This is a genomic window from Flavobacterium microcysteis (assembly GCF_006385255.1).
Classification (GTDB): domain Bacteria; phylum Bacteroidota; class Bacteroidia; order Flavobacteriales; family Flavobacteriaceae; genus Flavobacterium; species Flavobacterium microcysteis.
Window position 1 is genome coordinate 181412 of the sequence record NZ_VFJE01000055.1, and the last position, 19672, is coordinate 201083.

Annotated in this window: 23 protein-coding genes; 7 read left to right on the top strand and 16 right to left on the bottom strand. The window is 35.7% G+C overall.

Annotated elements, in window-relative coordinates; translation table 11 throughout:
* Positions 1–11 precede the first annotated feature (11 nt).
* From FJA49_RS12065 to FJA49_RS12090, 6 genes are all read right to left on the bottom strand, one after another.
* Positions 12–674: a thiamine diphosphokinase gene (locus FJA49_RS12065; protein WP_140001171.1), complete on the bottom strand. Its 663-nt coding sequence runs from the start codon at positions 672–674 to the stop codon at positions 12–14.
* 111 nt (positions 675–785) lie between these two features.
* Complete coding sequence (locus tag FJA49_RS12070; protein WP_140001172.1) at positions 786–3008, bottom strand: NADP-dependent isocitrate dehydrogenase; 2223 nt, start codon at positions 3006–3008, stop codon at positions 786–788.
* Positions 3009–3420: 412 nt separating this feature from the next.
* Entirely contained in the window at positions 3421–4182 is a 762-nt protein-coding gene (locus FJA49_RS12075) for a hypothetical protein (protein ID WP_140001173.1), read from the bottom strand.
* A gap of 137 nt (positions 4183–4319) precedes the next feature.
* Positions 4320–4670 carry a 50S ribosomal protein L19 gene (gene rplS / locus FJA49_RS12080; RefSeq protein ID WP_140001174.1) on the bottom strand — a complete coding sequence of 117 codons (351 nt, stop codon included), beginning with the start codon at positions 4668–4670 and terminating at the stop codon, positions 4320–4322.
* A 337-nt stretch (positions 4671–5007) separates the two neighbouring features.
* Entirely contained in the window at positions 5008–5685 is a 678-nt protein-coding gene (trmD, locus tag FJA49_RS12085) for a tRNA (guanosine(37)-N1)-methyltransferase TrmD (RefSeq protein ID WP_140001175.1), read from the bottom strand.
* Positions 5686–5810: 125 nt separating this feature from the next.
* Complete coding sequence (locus FJA49_RS12090) at positions 5811–6260, bottom strand: DUF1569 domain-containing protein (RefSeq protein ID WP_140001176.1); 450 nt, start codon at positions 6258–6260, stop codon at positions 5811–5813.
* A gap of 162 nt (positions 6261–6422) precedes the next feature.
* On the opposite strand from FJA49_RS12090, the gene FJA49_RS12095 reads away from it, so the two are divergent.
* Together FJA49_RS12095 and FJA49_RS12100 are read left to right on the top strand one after the other, a co-directional pair.
* Complete coding sequence (locus FJA49_RS12095) at positions 6423–7355, top strand: peptidylprolyl isomerase (RefSeq protein ID WP_140001177.1); 933 nt, start codon at positions 6423–6425, stop codon at positions 7353–7355.
* 101 nt (positions 7356–7456) lie between these two features.
* A complete protein-coding gene (locus FJA49_RS12100; protein ID WP_140001178.1) occupies positions 7457–7996 on the top strand; it encodes a hypothetical protein in 540 nt (179 codons plus the stop codon).
* Here the strand turns inward: FJA49_RS12100 and FJA49_RS12105 are convergent, their stop codons facing one another.
* On the bottom strand, positions 7997–8551 hold the full coding sequence (locus FJA49_RS12105) for a thioredoxin family protein (RefSeq protein ID WP_140001179.1): 555 nt from the start codon (positions 8549–8551) through the stop codon (positions 7997–7999).
* 86 nt (positions 8552–8637) lie between these two features.
* On the opposite strand from FJA49_RS12105, the gene FJA49_RS12110 reads away from it, so the two are divergent.
* Positions 8638–8991 carry a tRNA-binding protein gene (locus tag FJA49_RS12110; RefSeq protein WP_140001180.1) on the top strand — a complete coding sequence of 118 codons (354 nt, stop codon included), beginning with the start codon at positions 8638–8640 and terminating at the stop codon, positions 8989–8991.
* A 50-nt stretch (positions 8992–9041) separates the two neighbouring features.
* Here the strand turns inward: FJA49_RS12110 and FJA49_RS12115 are convergent, their stop codons facing one another.
* The 3 genes from FJA49_RS12115 to FJA49_RS12125 all read right to left on the bottom strand — a co-directional run bounded on the left by FJA49_RS12115 (position 9042) and on the right by FJA49_RS12125 (position 12394).
* Positions 9042–10082, bottom strand: a complete 1041-nt coding sequence (locus tag FJA49_RS12115; protein WP_140001181.1) for a WG repeat-containing protein — start codon at positions 10080–10082, stop codon at positions 9042–9044.
* A gap of 113 nt (positions 10083–10195) precedes the next feature.
* Positions 10196–10573, bottom strand: coding sequence for a PUR family DNA/RNA-binding protein (locus FJA49_RS12120; protein WP_140001182.1), 378 nt, complete (start codon positions 10571–10573; stop codon positions 10196–10198).
* Between the two features lie 72 nt (positions 10574–10645).
* The gene (locus FJA49_RS12125) at positions 10646–12394 is read right to left on the bottom strand and encodes an ABC transporter ATP-binding protein (RefSeq protein ID WP_140001183.1); all 1749 of its coding nucleotides are present in this window, start codon (positions 12392–12394) and stop codon (positions 10646–10648) included.
* Positions 12395–12596: 202 nt separating this feature from the next.
* On the opposite strand from FJA49_RS12125, the gene FJA49_RS12130 reads away from it, so the two are divergent.
* The 4 genes from FJA49_RS12130 (at position 12597) to yajC (ending at position 15505) form a co-directional block, all read left to right on the top strand.
* A complete protein-coding gene (locus FJA49_RS12130) occupies positions 12597–13700 on the top strand; it encodes a Glu/Leu/Phe/Val family dehydrogenase (protein ID WP_140001184.1) in 1104 nt (367 codons plus the stop codon).
* A gap of 119 nt (positions 13701–13819) precedes the next feature.
* A complete protein-coding gene (nusB, locus tag FJA49_RS12135) occupies positions 13820–14728 on the top strand; it encodes a transcription antitermination factor NusB (protein ID WP_140001507.1) in 909 nt (302 codons plus the stop codon).
* A gap of 17 nt (positions 14729–14745) precedes the next feature.
* On the top strand, positions 14746–15222 hold the full coding sequence (locus FJA49_RS12140; RefSeq protein ID WP_140001185.1) for a DUF1573 domain-containing protein: 477 nt from the start codon (positions 14746–14748) through the stop codon (positions 15220–15222).
* A gap of 7 nt (positions 15223–15229) precedes the next feature.
* Positions 15230–15505 carry a preprotein translocase subunit YajC gene (gene yajC / locus FJA49_RS12145; protein WP_140001186.1) on the top strand — a complete coding sequence of 92 codons (276 nt, stop codon included), beginning with the start codon at positions 15230–15232 and terminating at the stop codon, positions 15503–15505.
* Positions 15506–15554: 49 nt separating this feature from the next.
* On the opposite strand, the gene FJA49_RS12150 is transcribed toward yajC, so the two are convergent.
* The 6 genes from FJA49_RS12150 to FJA49_RS12175 form a co-directional block, all read right to left on the bottom strand.
* Complete coding sequence (locus FJA49_RS12150) at positions 15555–16130, bottom strand: YdeI/OmpD-associated family protein (protein ID WP_140001187.1); 576 nt, start codon at positions 16128–16130, stop codon at positions 15555–15557.
* A gap of 8 nt (positions 16131–16138) precedes the next feature.
* Complete coding sequence (gene pepT, locus FJA49_RS12155) at positions 16139–17380, bottom strand: peptidase T (protein ID WP_140001188.1); 1242 nt, start codon at positions 17378–17380, stop codon at positions 16139–16141.
* 76 nt (positions 17381–17456) lie between these two features.
* Complete coding sequence (locus FJA49_RS12160) at positions 17457–18074, bottom strand: HD domain-containing protein (RefSeq protein WP_140001189.1); 618 nt, start codon at positions 18072–18074, stop codon at positions 17457–17459.
* Between the two features lie 5 nt (positions 18075–18079).
* On the bottom strand, positions 18080–18829 hold the full coding sequence (locus FJA49_RS12165; RefSeq protein ID WP_140001190.1) for a hypothetical protein: 750 nt from the start codon (positions 18827–18829) through the stop codon (positions 18080–18082).
* Positions 18830–18850: 21 nt separating this feature from the next.
* On the bottom strand, positions 18851–19231 hold the full coding sequence (locus FJA49_RS12170) for a VOC family protein (RefSeq protein WP_140001191.1): 381 nt from the start codon (positions 19229–19231) through the stop codon (positions 18851–18853).
* Positions 19232–19240: 9 nt separating this feature from the next.
* Positions 19241–19606: a VOC family protein gene (locus FJA49_RS12175; RefSeq protein WP_140001192.1), complete on the bottom strand. Its 366-nt coding sequence runs from the start codon at positions 19604–19606 to the stop codon at positions 19241–19243.
* Between the last annotated feature and the right edge of the window lie 66 nt (positions 19607–19672).

Here is a 19672-nt window from a genome sequence, read left to right on the forward strand (position 1 = left end):
GTTTAAAAAGGTCAATCAAAACATTCCATCAACAACAAATCGCCTTCTTTATGCTCGATAGTTACCATGCCATCCTGAGCTGCATGATTGCTGCTTCCGGTGCGGTATCCCATAGTCAGGGTTTCATCATGTAATAGGTAGTCAAGATTGGTTGATGTAATACCGTGTACTGTTCCAACGGGAATAATTGAAATGGGAAAACCTTTCGGATACCATTTTTCGTATCGTTTTGGCAGCTGGAAAATTTTGGAATAGTCGTCAAGAATAACGATTTTCAGCTTGTCTTGAAAACGTACAATATTAGTCATGTTGGTTATGGTGTGGTCGGCTCTTCGGCCTGTTGCCCATACAACATTCACTGCTTTGTGCCCTTTTTCTACCAAATAGTCGAAGGCCTTTTCCAAATCAGTTTTATCCTGATCAGGTGCACATACGATTTCCAGTGGGAATTGCAATGTTTTGTAATATTCGATATCCAGTTCATTGTCAAAATCGCCTAACAGCACATCGACTTTAATGCCTAGTGGCAGCACTCTTTCGATGGCTGAATCCAAAACAATAACCAAAGGCGACCATTCTAATAATTGACCCATTAGTTCACTGCTGCATGAAGCTCCATTGGCAATGATTAAAGCAGGTTCCTGGTCGTCTCGGACAATATGGTGGCTTGACATTTTTTAATTATGAGTTGTGAATTATGAATTACGGATAAAAAGATTGAAACGTAAAAATATAAAAAAGACGACCGTTTCCAGTCGTCTTTTTCTATAAAATAAGTTAAAAGATTAAGCTAGTTTAGCCAAAGCTTTGTTTAAAGTCTCGCTTGGTCTCATGGCTTTGTCAGTCAAGTTGAAATCTGGCTTGTAATAGCCACCAATTTCCTGGTGTTTTCCTTGAGCACCGATTAACTCTTCATTGATTTTAGCTTCGTTATCAGTAAGTTCTTTTGCTATTTCAGTAAAGGTTGCTTTTAATTCAGCATCTTTATCCTGAGCTGCCAATGCTTGTGCCCAGTATAACGCAATGTAAAAGTGCGAACCTCTGTTATCAAGCTGTCCTACTTTTCTAGCTGGCGATTTGTCATTTTCTAAGAACTTTTCTGTAGCCTGATCCAAAGTTTCAGAAAGAACCAATGCTTTGGAGTTGTTTAAAGTTTGCCCTAAATGTTCCAAAGAAGCTCCTAAAGCCAAAACCTCTCCAAGAGAATCCCAACGAAGGTAACCTTCTTCGATGAATTGCTCAACGTGTTTTGGTGCTGAACCTCCGGCTCCAGTTTCAAATAAACCACCACCATTCATCAACGGAACGATAGAAAGCATTTTTGCTGAAGTTCCAAGTTCCAAAATAGGGAATAAGTCAGTCAGGTAATCACGCAATACGTTTCCTGTTACAGAAATCGTGTCTTTTCCGTCCTTGATTCTTTCCAAAGAAAGGTTGGTAGCATCAACTGGATTCATAATTTTGATATCCAATCCGGTTGTATCGTAATCTTTTAAGTATAGTTTTACTTTTTCGATCAATTGTCTGTCGTGAGCTCTGTTTTCATCCAACCAGAAAATAGCTGGAGTGTCTGATAATCTTGCTCTGTTTACGGCTAGTTTTACCCAGTCCTGAATTGGAGCATCTTTTACCTGGCACATTCTGAAAATATCGCCTTTTTCTACTTTTTGTTCTGTAAGGACTTCTCCTTTTGAGTTGGTAACTTTTACAGTTCCGTCTGCTGTCATCTGGAAAGTCTTGTCATGCGAACCATATTCCTCAGCTGCTTGTGCCATCAAACCTACGTTTGGAACACTTCCCATGGTTTTTGGGTCAAAAGCACCATTCTTTTTGCAGAAATCGATAGTTGCAACATAAACACCAGCATAAGAACGGTCTGGAATGATTGCTTTTGTATCTTGTCCTTTACCTTCTTTGTTCCACATTTGTCCTGAAGTACGGATCATAGCCGGCATAGAAGCATCAACAATTACATCAGAAGGAACATGGAGGTTGGTGATTCCTTTATCAGAATTTACCATAGCAATAGCAGGTCCGTTTTCGTAAACTGCATTTAAGTCAGCTTCTATTTCAGCCTGTTTTGGATGTCCGGCAATCTTTGCATATACATCACCCAATCCGTTTTTAGTATCGATACCAAGTTCTGCAAAAAGGTCTTTGTATTTTTCAAAAACCGGTGCAAAGAAAACATCTACAATTGCTCCAAACATAATAGGGTCGGAAACTTTCATCATAGTTGCTTTTAAGTGCACAGAAAATAAAACACCTTTTGCTTTGGCGTCTTCAATTTCTTTAGAGATAAAGCTTTTTAATGCTTTGATGCTCATTACTGAGCTATCGATAATTTCTCCGGCTTTTAACGGAGAAGTGTCTTTTAATAATTTTGTAGTACCGTCATTGCCTACGAATTCAATTTTGAAAGTATCGGCATCCTTGATGGTTACTGATTTTTCGCTTCCGTAAAAATCGCCTTCGCTCATGCTTGCTACGTGCGTTTTGGAATCTGCACTCCAAGCACCCATAGAATGCGGGTGTTTTTTAGCATAATTCTTTACCGCTTTTGGAGCTCTTCTGTCAGAGTTTCCTTCACGTAGAACTGGGTTTACAGCAGATCCAAGCACCTTAGCATATTTAGCCTTGATTGCTTTTTCTTCGTCAGTCTGAGGGTTTTCAGGAAATTCAGGAAGATTATATCCTTGTGCCTGTAATTCTTTGATAGCTTCTTTCAATTGAGGAACCGAAGCTGAAATGTTAGGTAATTTGATGATGTTTGCCTCTGGTGTTGTAGCCAGTTTTCCAAGATCGGCAAGGTTATCATTAATTCTCTGTTCCGGCTTAAGATAGTCTGAAAGGTTGGCGATGATTCTTCCAGCCAATGAAATATCTTTGGTTTCAACAGTAATTCCTGCCGGAGCAGTGAAAGCTTTTACGATTGGTAAAAAAGAGTGGGTGGCAAGCATCGGAGCTTCGTCCGTAATTGTATAAGAAATCTTTGCTTTATCTGACATTTTCGAAAAAAATTTGTTTGTTTATTCTTGTTTGTAAGGATTGCAAATATATGAAAACCATAGCGAATTTAAGAATTTGGAGAAAGCGAAAACGTTTGATTTAAGAAATTGGTAATTAAAAGATTGATAAATGCGAAATCATCAAATAACTATAAAATTTTAACGTGGATATTTTATAAGTTGGAAATATTTTAGCAGGTGAATTCTTTAGGTTTTCCTAATTGATTATCTGAAATCTTGCTATGCGACTCTGCGCCTTTGCGAGCAATTATTTCACGCAAAGGCGCAGAGTCGCAAAATTTCTAATAATAGAAATGGTGAGCTTATCTTGATAGTCTTTTCTTTTTTAAATAAAAAAGCAGCTAGAAGGCGAAAGCTTCTGGCTGCTATGGATGTATTTTATGAAAGGATTTTAGTAGAACAAATAATCGGCAGCACTATTGCTGTCTTTGTTGATTACCTTCGGAAATCCGTTTTCGTTGTATTCGTACGTATTCATAACTTCAATAACGCTTGGATCTTGGATCAGGCTGTTGCTGATGCAGTTTTTTGAGCTTCCAACATTAGTCGTAAAACCATTGAAATGTGCTGAATTATAAAAATAGTGATACAAGAATAGCTTGTTGTATCCGGTAACGTTTTTCAAAGGGTGATTTTTACTGTCGTAAGTGTATTTTACAGAAGGTCTTGGTCTTCCACCATTTAAGTAGACATATTCTGAGATTTCATTGTCTCTAACGGTAAAGTATCCTACGAAATCATAAGAACTTCTATAGGCTCTCGCAACAAAATTTACGGTATCTTGTCCAACGTAAGTAAATTCAACAGTCAAAGGATTGTCACTTTCCTGCTTGAATTTTTTTAGTTTTCCATCAGGGAGATATTCAAATTCTACAGTTTGTGACAATGTATTGTCGGTATCAGGATTGGTATACCAGCTGATTTTTGAGATGTTGTTTCCGCTGTAATTGAATTTTTTATTTTCCTTGACACTTCTCGCTTGCAGCAATTTTTTGCCGTCATAGGTAAAAAGCGTTTCATAGCTATTGCCATTACTTTGGGTGATGGTCTTTTTTAAGAGCACATCGGCAGTAGTATCATGCGGTTGCGATGAATCGTCGCTTGAGCATGAAAGAAGTATGGCGAGACAAAATAGTAAAGCTATTTTTTTCATAATGTCTGATTTTAGGTAAGTTGCATGCAATACAATAGGTAAAGGTATGATTTTTTATTTCATGTTGCATCTTAAAAATAGGCAATAAAAAAATCCCGAAGCGATTCGGGATTTTTTTATAACTAAAAGACTTTAGATTATCTTCTTCTGTCTTTAATTTTAGCTTTTTTACCTGTAAGTTCTCTGAAGTAGAAAATTCTAGCTCTACGAACTTTACCAGTTTTGTTGATTTCAACTTTCTGTAAAGCAGGCATATTCACAGGGAAGATACGCTCAACTCCAACAGAACCAGACATTTTACGGATTGTAAAAGTTTCAGTCGTTCCAGAACCTCTTCTTTGGATTACAACTCCTTTGAAGAACTGAGTTCTTGTTTTTTCACCTTCTTTAATTTCGTAGTAAACTGTGATTGTATCACCAGCTCCGAATTCAGGAAAATCTTTTTTTGTTACAAATTCGTCTTTAACGAATTTCATCAAATCTGCCATTTTGTTTGATTTAATTATTTGATTATCAGAGCAACGTTCACGAGTTTCGCCAGAGGTTGGTCCAAAGTGGGTGCAAAGATAGGAAAAGTTATGAATTATTAAACGTGAAGAGGTGATTTTTTTAAGAAAAATTTCAAATGCATGATTTTAGATGTATGATATAAGATTTAGGATTTAAAGATTTAAGATTTTGGAGGTAGGATTTAAGATTTTAGAATTACGACACTTTATGTAGGTCTGTTTTCAAAAATCATAAATCCATAAATCGGTCTTCACAAATCATAAATCATAAATCCATAAGTCAGCCTTCACAAATCAAAAATCATAAATTAAAAAATCAGTCTTCCAGCAAATCCGGTCTTCTATTCTTCGTGTGCTCAAAAGCTTTGTCTTCACGCCATTGGTCGATTTTGGCAAAATGGCCGCTTAGTAAAATATCCGGCACTTTCCAGCCTTTATAGTCGGATGGCCGCGTGTATATAGGAGGCGACAATAGATTGTCTTGAAAACTGTCTGTCAAGGCAGAAGTCTCATCGCTTAAAACGCCTGGAATTAGCCGAATCAAGGCATCAGACAATACGATAGCTCCTAATTCTCCACCTGAAAGCACATAATCTCCGATTGAAATTTCTTTTGTAATCAGATGATCCCGAACTCTTTGGTCTACACCTTTATAATGACCACATAAGATGATAATATTTTCTAATGACGACATCTGATTGGCCATACCTTGATTTAAAGTTTCGCCATCCGGAGTCATATAAATGATTTCATCGTAATTGCGCTCGCTTTTCAACTTTGCAATACAATCATCAATAGGCTGAATCATCATTACCATTCCGGCACCTCCGCCAAATTGATAGTCGTCAACATTCTTCTGTTTGTTTGTCGTATAGTCTCTCAAATTATGAAAATGGACTTCTACCAGTCCTTTGTCGATGGCTCTTTTCATAATAGAGGCTTCGAAAGGGCTTCTTAATAATTCAGGAAGTACGGTGATAATGTCGATTCTCATTTTTGGGATTTATGATTTTGGATTTTAGATTTACGATTTGTGATTTAGGGTTTTAGATTTATGATTTTAGATTTATGATTTCGCTTCTAAAATCATAAATCTGAAATCCCAAATCAAATATTTATTTAAGCTCCGAATTGTTTTAAATGGTGGTCCAGGTGTTTCCATTGCATATAGTCCCATTCGTCGGTTGTTAGATTTCCGAAAAAAGGATGTTTTGGATTCTTTATTGCTTTAGGGCCTTCGTCAGCGAATTTTGAGATTAAGGTAATTAATTCTGTTTTTGACTGCTCAAAATCAGGATGACCTTTTACTACAAATTCTTTGGCTGTAGGCAAGTTTCTTTTAATCGGGTTTTTACTGGTGACGCTTTTTTTGGCCATTTTTCCAAATAATAAAGCGATAAGCCCTACTTTAATCTTCAACTCTCCAAAAGCAACCTTAATAGGCATCTGACAATGTACGAGCATTTGGCTTACGTTCATTGTTCCCCATTCATTGTGTGTAATAGGAGTGAGCGTCTCAATGCGCTCAATCAGTTTCTTATTTCCTTCAGGATGAAAAATGCTGTTCATGTGGTCGGTTGTTTTATTTTCAGAATAACGGAGAAATCTCTTTTTTCTGTGACGCAAATTTAAGTAAATACCTAGTTTCTTTGTTTGACCTAGGTCATTAATTGTATTTATTTTCACATTTTAATTCGTAATTTTGCGTGATTCAAAAATAAAATTAAAAAGATGGAAAACGGAATATACGCAAAATTCAATACTCCAAAAGGGGCAATCGTAGTAAAATTGACTCATGATAAGACGCCAGGAACTGTAGGTAACTTTGTTGGATTGGCAGAAGGAAATTTAGAAAATAAATCAAGACCACAAGGAAAGCCTTATTATGATGGGCTTAAATTTCACCGTGTGATTCCTGATTTTATGATTCAGGGTGGTTGTCCTCAAGGAACAGGAACAGGCGGACCTGGTTACCAATTCGACGATGAGTTTCATCCGGAATTAAAACATGATAAGCCAGGTGTATTGTCTATGGCTAATTCTGGTCCGGGTTCTAACGGTTCACAATTTTTTATCACTCACGTTCCTACAAACTGGTTGGATAACAAACATACTGTTTTTGGACATGTGGTAGAAGGACAAGATGTAGTGGATGCAATTGCTCAGGGCGATGAAATCCAAAGCATTGAAATTATCCGTGAAGGTGATGAGGCAAAAAAATGGAATGCTATTGAGGCTTTCAGAGTATTTGAAGGTTCTCGTGCAAAACGTGAAGCAAAAGCAAAAGAAGAAGCTGAAGCTAAAATGGAAAAATTAGCTGCAGGATTTGATAAGACTGAAAGTGGACTCCGTTATAAAATGATTCAAAAGGGGAATGGTAAAAAAGCAGAAAACGGTAAGACCGTTTCTGTTCACTATACCGGACAATTGGAAGATGGAAAAGTATTCGATTCTTCTTACCCAAGAAAAAAACCAATTGAATTTCCTTTAGGAAAAGGGCACGTAATTGAAGGATGGGATGAAGGAATTGCTTTACTTCAAGTAGGAGATAAGGCTCGTTTTGTTATTCCATCACATTTAGGATATGGTTCTCGTGGAGCGGGAGGCGTTATTCCTCCAGATGCTACTTTGGTTTTTGATGTGGAATTAATGGATGTGAAATAATAATATTTCAATTTATAGTTGTTAAAAGCACCTCATTCGAGGTGCTTTTTTATTGGAATGCTATTTGCTTTTGTATTTTTGTCACTACTAAAATTCATCCGATGCGTTTTTTGCTTTTTATTCTTTTTCTGATTTCATTTTCTTCAAAAGCTCAGGTTGCACAGCATTGCGGCTATGATTTTACTTCTTATTTTGTATTGAATGTACACGAAGCGGGCAAAAAAGAGAATATTCCAGGATTGAAAATTACTATCATTAATGGATTAGGTCTTGATTTGCTGAACATCAATAACCTGTACAGCTGGACAAGTGCCGGAAAACCATTGACTTTTACTGCTAATTATAAAATAGACGATAAGGGTAATAGGGTAACAGGCGATTCTCAGGTTTCAAAAGAGCGCTGGTTTTTTCCTTTTGCAAAAGACAATTATCTGCTTTCCATCAAAAACACATTTCCAGGAGATGATTTTAGCCTGAAAGTTGAAGATGTTGACGGTGAAGAAAACGGTGGCAATTTTAAAACACAGATTGTAAAGCTGAATAGCTTCAATATGTATGTCTTATGTTCCAGCAAAGCTCGTGAAACACAGTTTGGTCCTAAGATGAACCGCCCTATTGATATCGTATTGGAAAAGAAATAATTATTTCCACTTGATATTGCAACCCAGACTTGGTTTTTGGGTTTCAGGCAGGCTTCTGTTGTAAATCAAGGCGTCGATTGCATTTCTCAAATCGCTACCGCTTAAAGGAATCCCGTTTGAAGGTCTTGAATCGTCTAATTGTCCTCGGTAAAATAATTTGTCTTGCGAGTCAAAAAGATAAAAGTCAGGCGTGCAGGCAGCATCAAAATCTTTGGCTACTTCCTGGGTTTCGTCATATAAGTAAGGAAAATCAAAACTGTTTTTAAAGGCAAATTCAGTCATCATATCCGGCCCGTCCTGTGGGTATTTTTCAACATCATTGCTGCTTATGGCAATAATCCCAATACCTTGTACTCGATAATCGTTGGCAATCATCAAAATTTCCGGCAAGGCATGAATCACATAAGGGCAGTGATTGCAGATAAACATAACCAAAGTGCCTTTTTTGCCTTTCAGGTCTTCAAAAGAATAATAAAAATTAGAATTAGTATCTTTCAATCTGAATTGTGGTGCAGAAGTCCCAAGTGGGGGCATGTTTGATGGTGTTTTTGCCATTGCGTTTAAAATAAAATTCGAGCTTTAAATATAGGCAGAAATTTTCGAAATTTGACAGACAGTATTTAGAATAGAAAATTAAAATTATGAATTCAGAATTAGAGAATAATTTATCATGGTCCGAATTTGAAAGAGTAGAAATGCGAGTTGGGACTATTATGGAAGCCAATGATTTTCCAGAAGCCAGAAAACCGGCATATCAGCTGGTTATCGATTTTGGTACTGAAATTGGAATCAGAAAGACTTCCGCACAAATCACTAAACATTATGAAAAAGCAGATTTAATTGGAAGACAAATTGTTTCTGTTGTAAATTTTCCTAAAAAACAGATTGGCAAATTTATGAGCGAGTGTCTTGTTTTAGGAGCGGTAGGCGAGGAAGGTTCTGTTATCTTGTTATCTCCGGATTTTAAAGTAGAGAATGGTTTGAGAATCGGATAAAAAAACAGCCTCTTTTGAGGCTGTTACTATAATTGTAAAATGTTATTGAATTAGTTGACTGGCTGTCCTTGCTTGTTGATAAAAAAGATATCATTACCTTTTCTTACTTCTGCTTTTCCGTTTCTGAAATTTTCAGCCCTAGTATATTTTGTAAATGGAATGATAAGTTTTCCGGTTGTGTCTACATAACCACTTTCTCCTTTGTCAGTAACGATTAATGCCAAGCCTTCACTGAAAAAATTAGCTTTGATATAAATACACGGAACAACTTCTTTTCCTTTTTTATTGATAAAGCCCCATTTGTTGCCTATCTGAACTCTTGCCAATCCAGACTGGTCACTATCAAAACTGCCCATTCCGTCATAAATTAATGGAACTATAACTTTTCCGGTTTTATCAACTAGGCCGCATTTGTTGTTGTTTCTGACAATAGCTACACCGCCTTTAAAATCGTCAGCTAGTTCATAAATAAATGGAACGACCGTTTTTCCTGTTTTATCAACATAACCGCGTTTTTGTCCTTTTGTGGCTACAGCCAGTCCATCTTTAAAAAAGCCAATCTCATCATAGATGCAAGGAACGGCTTCTTGCCCTTTTTGGTTAATGGCTCCAAATTTCCCATCTTTTTGTACTCGTGTCATGCCTTCTGATGTAAAACCAGCCGTCTCATAAATAAAAGGAATGTTTTCTTTGCCAGAAGAATCTATACGTCCCCATTTTTCTTCTTTTTTTACCCAGGCGTAACCTTCTGAAAAACCTTTAGCTTCATTATACATGCAAGGAATGATTTCTTTGCCTGATTTATCGACAAAGCCGTATAGATTTTCTTTTTTGACTAGTGCCCTGTTTTCTGTAAAGCTGGCGACAGTGGAATCATAAATAAGAGGTGCAACAATAGTTCCTGTGCTATCAATTATCCCGGAAGCTTTGTCTTTTGAAACAGACGCATAGCCTTTAAAAAAGTATTGGATATAATAAGTCTTGTCTTCAGGCGTGAATTTTTTTGTTTTTGTATCATAAGTCCCAGCAATTTTTGTCTGTGCAAGAAGACAATTGCTTAGGAACAGGCATAAGATAAGAAGGTGTCTCATTTAGGGGGATGTTATTGTGTTAGGTTTGAGTTTTGGAAAAAACTATGCCAGAATCTTATATAAACAAAAAATTCCCGAAAGGTCATTTCGGGAATTCTGTTATTGTGTATTGATTAAATATCGTCAAAGTCAATATCTGTAAAGCTTGCTGTGGCGGTAGTTTCAGCTGTAGCTTTTTCAGTATAGAACTCTTTCTTGAAATCTTTTTGATGTCTTTCAGAGATTACTTCTTCGCCTTTGTGGTTTAAGACATAAGAAGTCATTTCTTCTAAGATTTCTGAAAATGCGGTAAAATCTTCTTTATAAAGGTAGATTTTGTGTTTTTTAAAATGAAAAGAACCGTCTTCTTCAGTGAATTTTTTACTTTCAGTAATTGTGATATAATAGTCGTCAGCTTTTGTAGCTCTAACATCAAAGAAATAAGTTCTTCTTCCGGCTCTCAATACTTTAGAAAAAATTTCTTCTTTTTCTAGCATGTCATTTTCTCTCATAATCCGTCGTTCAATTGGTTTGTGTTAACTGGAAACCAAAAATCTAAAAAATAGCTGAATTAAACAACATTTTTATAGGATTTCTTTTTCAGAAAGTTGTTTCAGATACAAGTCTTTGTAATAGCCTTCTTGGTTTACCAATTGATTATGAGAGCCTTGTTGGATGATTTTTCCATCGTCAAGAATAATGATTTTGTCTGCGTTTTTAGCTGATGAAACTCTGTGGCTCACTAAAATAGTTGTCTTGTCTTTACAGAATTCAAGAAGGTTATTTAGGATCGCTTCTTCGGTTTCTGTGTCAACGGCTGAAAGACAGTCATCAAGCAACAAAATGTTGGAATCTTTGATAATTGCCCTTGCAATAGAGACACGCTGTTTTTGTCCACCCGATAAAGTAATTCCTCTTTCACCAATTACAGTCTGGTACTGATCGTTGAATCCTATAATATTAGTATGGACAACCGCTTTTTTGGCAGCTTCGATTACTTCAGCTTCTGTCGCATTCTCTTTTCCGAATTTGATATTGTTCATAATCGTATCTGAAAACAAGAAAGCGTCCTGAGGTACAAAAGCAATGCTGTTTCTGACATCGTGAAGGTTCAGGTCTTTGATGTTGTGGCCATCAATAGTGATTTCGCCGTCTTTAACATCATACAATCGGCTAATAAGGTTTAAGATTGTCGATTTTCCGGAACCTGTTTTTCCAAGAATAGCCAGTGTTTCTCCTTTCTGTATCGTAAAGCTTATTTTGTTTAATGCTGTGATGTTGGTATCCTCATAAGTAAAGCTTACATGGTTGAAGGTAATCTTTCCGTCAATGATAGAGCTTTCTAGTGTTTTGTTTTTGATTTCCGGTTGTATTTTAAGGAACTCATTGATTCTTTTTTGTGAGGCTTCAGCTTCCTGTATCATAGATGAAACCCATCCTAAAGAAGCTACCGGCCAGGTCAACATGTTGATGTAGAGTATGAATTCTGCAATGACACCAATGCTTTTTATAGAGCCGTTAATGTACATCATACCTCCAACGTAAATCACGACAAGGTTACTCATCCCGATGAGCAAAATCATTAGCGGGCCAAACAAGGCGTTGGTCTTGGCAAGCTTCATGCTCTTTTCACGGCTTTCTTCTGACAAATCAGAAAATTCGTCTTGTGATTTTTCTTCGAGGCTATAGGCTTTGATAACTCGAATTCCAGAAAAGACTTCCTGGGTATAGCTTGAAAGTTGTGAAAGATTCTGCTGGAAAATCCCACTCCTTATATTGATTTCGTTACTGAGTTTAAATATTAGGTAAGAAAGAATAGGCAAAGGCAATAAAGTATATAAGGTAAGCTTTGGCGAAATAATATACATCTGTACAATTACCACGGCAAAACGTATAAAGGTGTTGATGGTATACATAACGGCCGGACCTACATACATTCTGACTTTGCTAACATCTTCACTGATGCGGTTCATCAAATCACCCGTTCTGTTTCTTTTATAGAAATTCTGAGAAAGATTTTCATATTGCCTGAAGACTTCGTTTTTTAAGTCGAATTCTACATAACGTGACATTACAATTAATGTCTGGCGCATTAAAAAAGTAAGTACACCTGCAATAATTGTAGTGATTAAAACCCATACAATATTTTCCAGAAGGATGTTTTTTGTGGTTTCAGAATCAAACTCTTTCTGCGTCAGCGCATTGATGGAATTTCCGATTAATTTTGGCGTATAAAGAGAAAAAAACTGAGCCGCAATTGTGGTAATAATTCCTAATAAAAAATGGTATTTATATTTAGTGAAATATTTGTTTAAATATTGAAGTTCTTTCATTGTATTTGCAAAAGTGATAAAATAATATGTTGTTTTATGTTAAAAATATGAGTAAAATATTTTTTTATTTAAAATGTAAAAAAGCTATTTTCATTAATGGATTGCTAATAAAGGTTAATTTCATTGCAAAGTTTTGATTTAAATCTTAATTTTGCGACATCTTTTTGATGAAATCATAATTAACCACTTAATAAAAGATAGTATGATAACAGAAGTAGCAAAAGCAAGTGAGCTTCACAAAATCGACCCGGTTTTTGGACAATTATCATTTGACAATCACGAACAGATCGTATTTTGTAATGACAAAGATACTGGTTTGAAAGCAATAATCGGCATTCATAACACAGTTTTAGGACCAGCTTTGGGTGGAACGAGAATGTGGAAATATACCAACGAATGGGAAGCTCTTAATGATGTTTTGAGACTGTCTAGAGGAATGACTTTTAAATCTGCTATCTCAGGCTTGAACCTTGGAGGTGGAAAAGCCGTCATTATTGGCGATTCTAAAGTTGACAAAACTCCGGAAATGATGATAAAGTTTGGTGAATTTATCAATTCACTAAGCGGAAAATATATTACTGCTGAAGATGTAGGTACTACAACTCCAGATATGGACTTAATCAGAGATGTTACTCCTTATGTAACAGGTATCTCTCAATCAAGAGGTGGTTCTGGAAATCCTTCACCTGTAACAGCTTTTGGTGTATACATGGGAATGAAAGCAGCAGCTAAATACCAATTTGGTTCTGATAACCTGGATGGCAAAAAAATCTTGGTTCAAGGAACTGGAAACGTAGGTGAGACACTTATCGACCACCTTACAAAAGAAGGTGCTTTGGTGCAAATCACTGATATCAACGAAGCTAGATTGAAAGAAATCAGCCAAAAATATGGTGCTCAGATTTTCACAGGAGAAGATATTTACAGCGCTCCGGTTGATATTTATGCTCCATGTGCATTGGGTGCTACAATTAACGATGCTACAGTAAACAAAATTCAGGCAAAAATCATTGCTGGTGCTGCTAACAACCAATTGGCTAATGAAGAAATCCACGGAAAAATCTTGAAAGACAGAGGTATTGCTTATGCTCCTGATTTCTTGATCAACGCTGGAGGTATCATTAACGTATATGCTGAAATTGTTGGTTATGACAGTGCTGAAGCTTTGAGAAGAACTGAAAACATCTACAATACTACATTAGAGATTTTCAATTTTGCTGAAACAAATGGTATTACTACACACCAGGCAGCTTTATCTATTGCTCAAAAACGTATTGATGACAGAAAAAAAGAAAACGCTAAATAATAATTTAGGGTTTCAATAATATTACTATTTTTGCAAAGCGAAAGAAAATCTCTTTCGCTTTGTTAATTTTTAAAAGTTCTTATAAGGTGTTAAACAGAAGACATATCCGTGTAAAAGTAATGCAGTCAGTATATGCCATGCATCAAAACAATTCCGATAATCTTGAAAAAGAAGAAAAATTCTTATTCTACAGTATCGAAAATATTCAAGATTTATACCTTATTATGCTGTCTTCTTTGGTAGAAATCCAAAAAAGAGAAGAAGATTTTCTTGACAAGTCCAGCAAAAAACACCTCGCAACTCCAGACGAGCGTAATCCCAATAAGAAATTCATCAACAATCATGTATTGCAATTGCTACTTGAAAGCAATTCTTTAAGCATGGCTTTGGAGAATAGAAAAATCAACGATTGGCATTTGAATGATGATTATATCAGAATTCTTCTGGAAGAAATCAAAAACAGCGATCTTTATAAAGAGTACATGAGCAATCGTGTGAACAATTTTGAAGAAGACAAACGTTTTGTGGTTACTGTTTTTACAGATTTAATTGCGCCAAACGAAAAACTTTACGAATATCTTGAAGATAATAAGCTAACATGGATTGATGATATTCCATTAGTGAATACGCATATTGCCAAACAACTAAAAGCGTTAAAATCGACGGACGAAGATTTCTCAATTCCAAGAGTTTATAAAGATTCTGAAGACAAGGAATTTACTAAAAACCTGTTCCGAAAAACGGTGTTGAATGAACCGGAATTGTCAAAAGAATTTATCGATAAAACTCCAAACTGGGATTCAGACAGGATAGCGGAAGTAGATACGATTATCTTAAAAATGGCTATTTGTGAACTATTAAAATTCCCTTCTATACCGGTAAAAGTAACTATTAACGAATATTTAGAAATTGCAAAGGAATATTCTACGCCAAAAAGCAGTATTTTTATCAACGGAATTTTAGACAATCTTGTAAAAGATTACCAAACAGCAAATAAATTAAATAAAACCGGAAGAGGTTTGATGTAACTTAAATATTCATAATCATGATTAAAAAAACTGTAGGTTTGCTAGCCATTGCAACGCTAGTATTAGGTGTTTCTTGCAAAGAAAACGCATCTTCAAAAATCGAGGCTTCTAATGTTGAGGCAACAGCCATGCGTGAAGAAGCAGCTGGAAAGATCCCGGTAATGACTTTTAAAGAAAAAGAATTTGACTTCGGGACAATCAAAGAAGGAGACAAAGTAGAACACGTTTTTACATTCACTAACACAGGTAATGCTGATTTGATTATTACTGATGCTAAAGGAAGTTGTGGTTGTACGGTTCCTGAGTATAAAAAAGAAGCAATTAAGCCAGGAGAAACCAGTACAATGAAAGTTACTTTTGATTCTACTGGAAAACCAGGAAAACAACAAAAGTCTGTAAATATTACGACTAATACAGCTAACGGAAACGAATTATTAACTATTAGAGCAGAAGTTACACCTAAAGCAGGTGGAATTGGAGTGACAAATCACTAAGATTATTATGGAACAATACGCAAATTTACTTTTATTCGGTGGAATGTTTGTGGTCATGTACTTTTTCATGATCAGGCCTCAACAAAGAAGAGCGAAAGCAGAAAAAGAATTTGAAACCGGTCTTAAAGTAGGAGACAAGGTGATTACAAAAAGTGGTCTTCACGGAAGAATTGCTGAGCTTGCAGAAAGAACTGTTGTTCTTGAAACAATGTCAGGAAAACTAAAAATGGAGCGTTCTGCAATTTCTTTGGAATTGAGCAAAATGGCAAACGAAGCTAAATAATCGTTTTCTATAAAAAAATAAAAAGTCCCGAGTAATCGGGACTTTTTTATTATCTGTATTTGTCATTCAGGCCAATTCCTTCTAAAATCATCGGCTTGATTTTTTCAAATCGTGTGATTTTTGTTTTCTCCTGCTTGGCACTTTCGATATATTCTAAGAATTCTCGTTGCTTGAAAGGAGTGAATACTTCAAAAGCTTTTTTTAGCCCGGAATCAGCATTGAATTGGTTTTGCATGAATTCAGAAACGATAGCTTCTTTTTTAGCCGGCTTGATTGAAAGCCCGGCTTTTTCATTTTCAATTGCTTCCTTGATATAAGAAAGTACCAATTTTTCATCTACTTCTTCTTTCGACTCGAATCGCCATTGCCTTAAGGACTTTGTAACACCTTCATTGGCATTGACCAATACTTTTTTCGGGTCTTTCAGAAAAACACCATTGTAAAACCAGATGGTAAAAAAGTTTTTGAAGCCGCCAATTGCCAGTACATTTTTATTGTTTAAGGTATAAACAGGTGCGCCCCATTTAATGGCCTCAACCAATTCTGTCTTGATAATAATTGACTTCAGGAAATCCAACTCTTCTTCCCATTGATTGGTTTTATCCCATGTGTGTTTTTCCTCCATGGTGACGCTTATTTTTTTACGGCAGTCAGTTCGGCAATTTTTACAATAACTTCAACTGCTTTCTGCATGCTTTCTACAGGAACATATTCATATTTGCCATGGAAATTATGTCCACCAGCAAAAATATTTGGACAAGGAAGTCCCATATACGAAAGTTGGCATCCGTCAGTTCCGCCTCGGATTGGCTTGATGATTGGTTTGATACCTAATTCTTTCATTGCCTTTTCAGCAATATCAACAATATGCATAACCGGTTCTACTTTTTCTTTCATGTTGTAGTATTGGTCTTTTACTTCAGCAGTAGCTATATCACCTCCGAATTGTTCTGCAAATTTCTTGTTGATTTTTTTGGTAATCTTCTCAACCAGTTTTTTTCTTTTTTCGAACTTTTTCTTGTCGTGGTCACGGATAATCAATTCCAATACGGTTTCTTCAATCGTACCGTTCAGGTGATGTACGTGGAAAAATCCTTCATAACCTTTTGTTCTTTCAGGCACTTCGTCTTTCGGTAATTTTGAAAGGAATTTGTTTGCAATCAACATAGAGTTGATCATTTTCCCTTTAGCATAACCAGGATGCACGCTTTTTCCTTTGAAAGTAATCTTGGCACCGGCAGCATTGAAGTTTTCATATTCCAATTCACCAATCTGGCTTCCGTCCATAGTATAAGCCCAGTCCGCATTGAATTTTGCTACATCAAATTTATGAGCGCCCCGGCCAATTTCTTCATCAGGAGTAAAACCCACTCTGATTTTTCCGTGTTTGATTTCCGGATTCTGGATCAGGAATTCCATTGCCGTAACAATTTCTGTAATTCCAGCCTTATCATCAGCACCAAGAAGTGTAGTACCGTCGGTAGTGATAATAGTCTGTCCTTTGTATTGCAACAGGTCTTTAAAATAGCTAGGAGAAAGCACGATGTTTTGTTCTTTATTTAGAACGATATCGCCACCATCATAATTTTTGATGATTTGAGGCTTGATGTTTGCGCCCGTAAAATCTGGTGTCGTATCAAAATGCGAAACAAACCCAATTGTCGGCACGTCATGATCCACATTGCTTGGCAGGGTAGCCATGATATAAGCATTTTCGTCAATCGTAACATCTTCCATTCCGATTGCCTTTAATTCTTCTACTAATTTATTAGCCAGATCCCATTGTTTTTCTGTACTTGGAGTTGTATTTGAATTTGGATCCGATTCCGTATCAATTGTCACATAACTGATAAAACGGTCAATGATATGTTGCATATTATAGGTTTAAAAATGTGTTGCGAAGTTACGATTTATTTAAGTTTTTCTTATTTTTTGTGTCAAGGTTTAACGATTATTTATCGAGTATCTGGAACTCTTTTTCAATATTTAATCGTGCCTGGTTTTCATATTTATTTTGAAAATATTCTGTTTTGAAAATGTTCTCCATATCCAGAAAATGTTGTAGTACTTTTTTTCGGCCGTTGTTGTAGAGGAAATCGGGATAAAGGCTGTATTCCTTTCGGATTTGCTGGTAGTAAACAGTATAGGTTTCCCAGTCTTTTCCCAATACGGATAAGTCGGCATCAGTAAAAGAGTTAGTGTCATTATCGGCAAAACTATGCGATTTTGTGGCGAGTATCTGATTCTCGCATTTGAGTATCTTTTCTTCCGGATAACCAATCTGGCGAAGTCTTTCTACTGCCAACGAAGCACTTTCTTCTTCATTGTTGCTTTTAAAAGACTTGTAAATAATGTCATGATAGAATAGGGAAAACTGTAGGGTATCCCAATCTTCAAGTTTTCTGTGTAAAGGTTCCAACTCTCCAAAAAGATTTTCCAGATGTAAAAGCGTATGATAATGCCTTTTGCTGGAACTATAATGCTTTTCGATTTCCATCCAGAATTTTTCTTGCAGAGAAATATCCTCATTATACGTTTGAAGCAGATTGTTGAACTTTTGTTTTAGCATACATATTAAGCTTGACCATTGACACTTAAATCAGTAACTTCGTTTTTTGTCAGGTTTATTGTTATCCAAAAGAAATAATCACCACCATCCTTAACCATAAGAGGTTGTTCTTTCCAATCTAAAGTAAAGTTGCCTTTTTTGCCTATACAATGTATCTGGACTTCTTTTTCATTTTTAGAATTGATAATTACCATACATTGTTTGTAATAATCACTCTCATTGAAATTGCTATAAAATTCTTCCCTGTTTTTTTCTATAGTAGCTTGAATTAGACTTTTGACTTTTAAAATTTCATCTTCATTTAAAGAGGAATTTTTGCCAATTAAATCTTTTCCAAAATACTCTTTTGTGTAGGTGAAAAATGTAAAATCAGATTTAGTATCGGTGTAAATTTTTGAATTGATTTGAGAATTATTTTTTAATAATTCAAATTTTAAAGGTCTTGGGCTTAATAACTCAAAATACCCATTTGTTAGAATACCCTTTTTAAAATAATAAAAGGAATCTTGAAAGTAAATGGTATCGTTCTTTATTGTGTATTTTCCTTTTATGATTGTATCACGATCTAGACCTCTGTTTAACGAGCTATCTGTAAACATGAAAGTACTGTCTTTGAAAAGTTTTAGAGTTCTTTTATGTCCCAAAGCTGTATCATTTACAAAGCTGTGACTTACAACTAATTCAGGGTCTTCTTTGCAGCTTATAAATATTAAACCAAAAGCTAAAAAAATAAATTTTATGATGTTGTTTCTCATTCTTTATGGTATAGTATAAAATTAATCTCCAACAGTTATCAAATATCCATTACAGTCTTGAATGATAAATTCGCGACTGCCGTACACTCGTTTTGTTATTTCCTGAAAGATGATAGCATTTTTGGAACGAAGTTCTTCATAAAAAGCATCAATTTCTGGAACCCAAATAATCAAATCCGTACATCCCTTTTTGTAATACCCATTTTTGTTTATTTCAAAATCGGCATCTGCTTTTCCAAAGTGTATCTGGAATTCATCTCTTTTTACCATGGCATAAACTGGCGGGTCCAGAAAATATCCAATAATCTCGAAACCTAATATATCACGGTAATATTCTGCAGTCTGTACTACATCAGAAACAATGAGCTGCGGAGCAATTCCAATAAGTTTTGGCTTTGTCATAGTCTATTCCTAATTAGGGATATCCTGTCCAAATTGGAGAATATATCCGTTGTTGTCATAAATGGCAAATTCTCTCATGCCCCATTCAAAATTTTCAATAGGATAGCAGATATTCGCCTTGTCTTTTAGCTTGTCCCAAAACGAATCGACATCATTTATCGATATATAAAAAGAGCCTGTAAAGGTAGGTTTTACAAATCCTTCATGGCTGTTTGGTTTGGCTAGCATAATCACTATGGCATCTCGATGTAGTGAAGCCCAGCCCCAATCGTCATTCCTTTCATCACAAGTAAAATCGAGTGTTTTGGTATAAAAATCGATGGTTTCATCTAATTTCTCTGTCCAGAGTATTGGACGCAATTCTTCAAATTTCATAGCGTATAGATGTTTCTTTCGTTAAAGATAAAAAAGTTTTGGATGTATTAGTTTAGATGTCTCAAC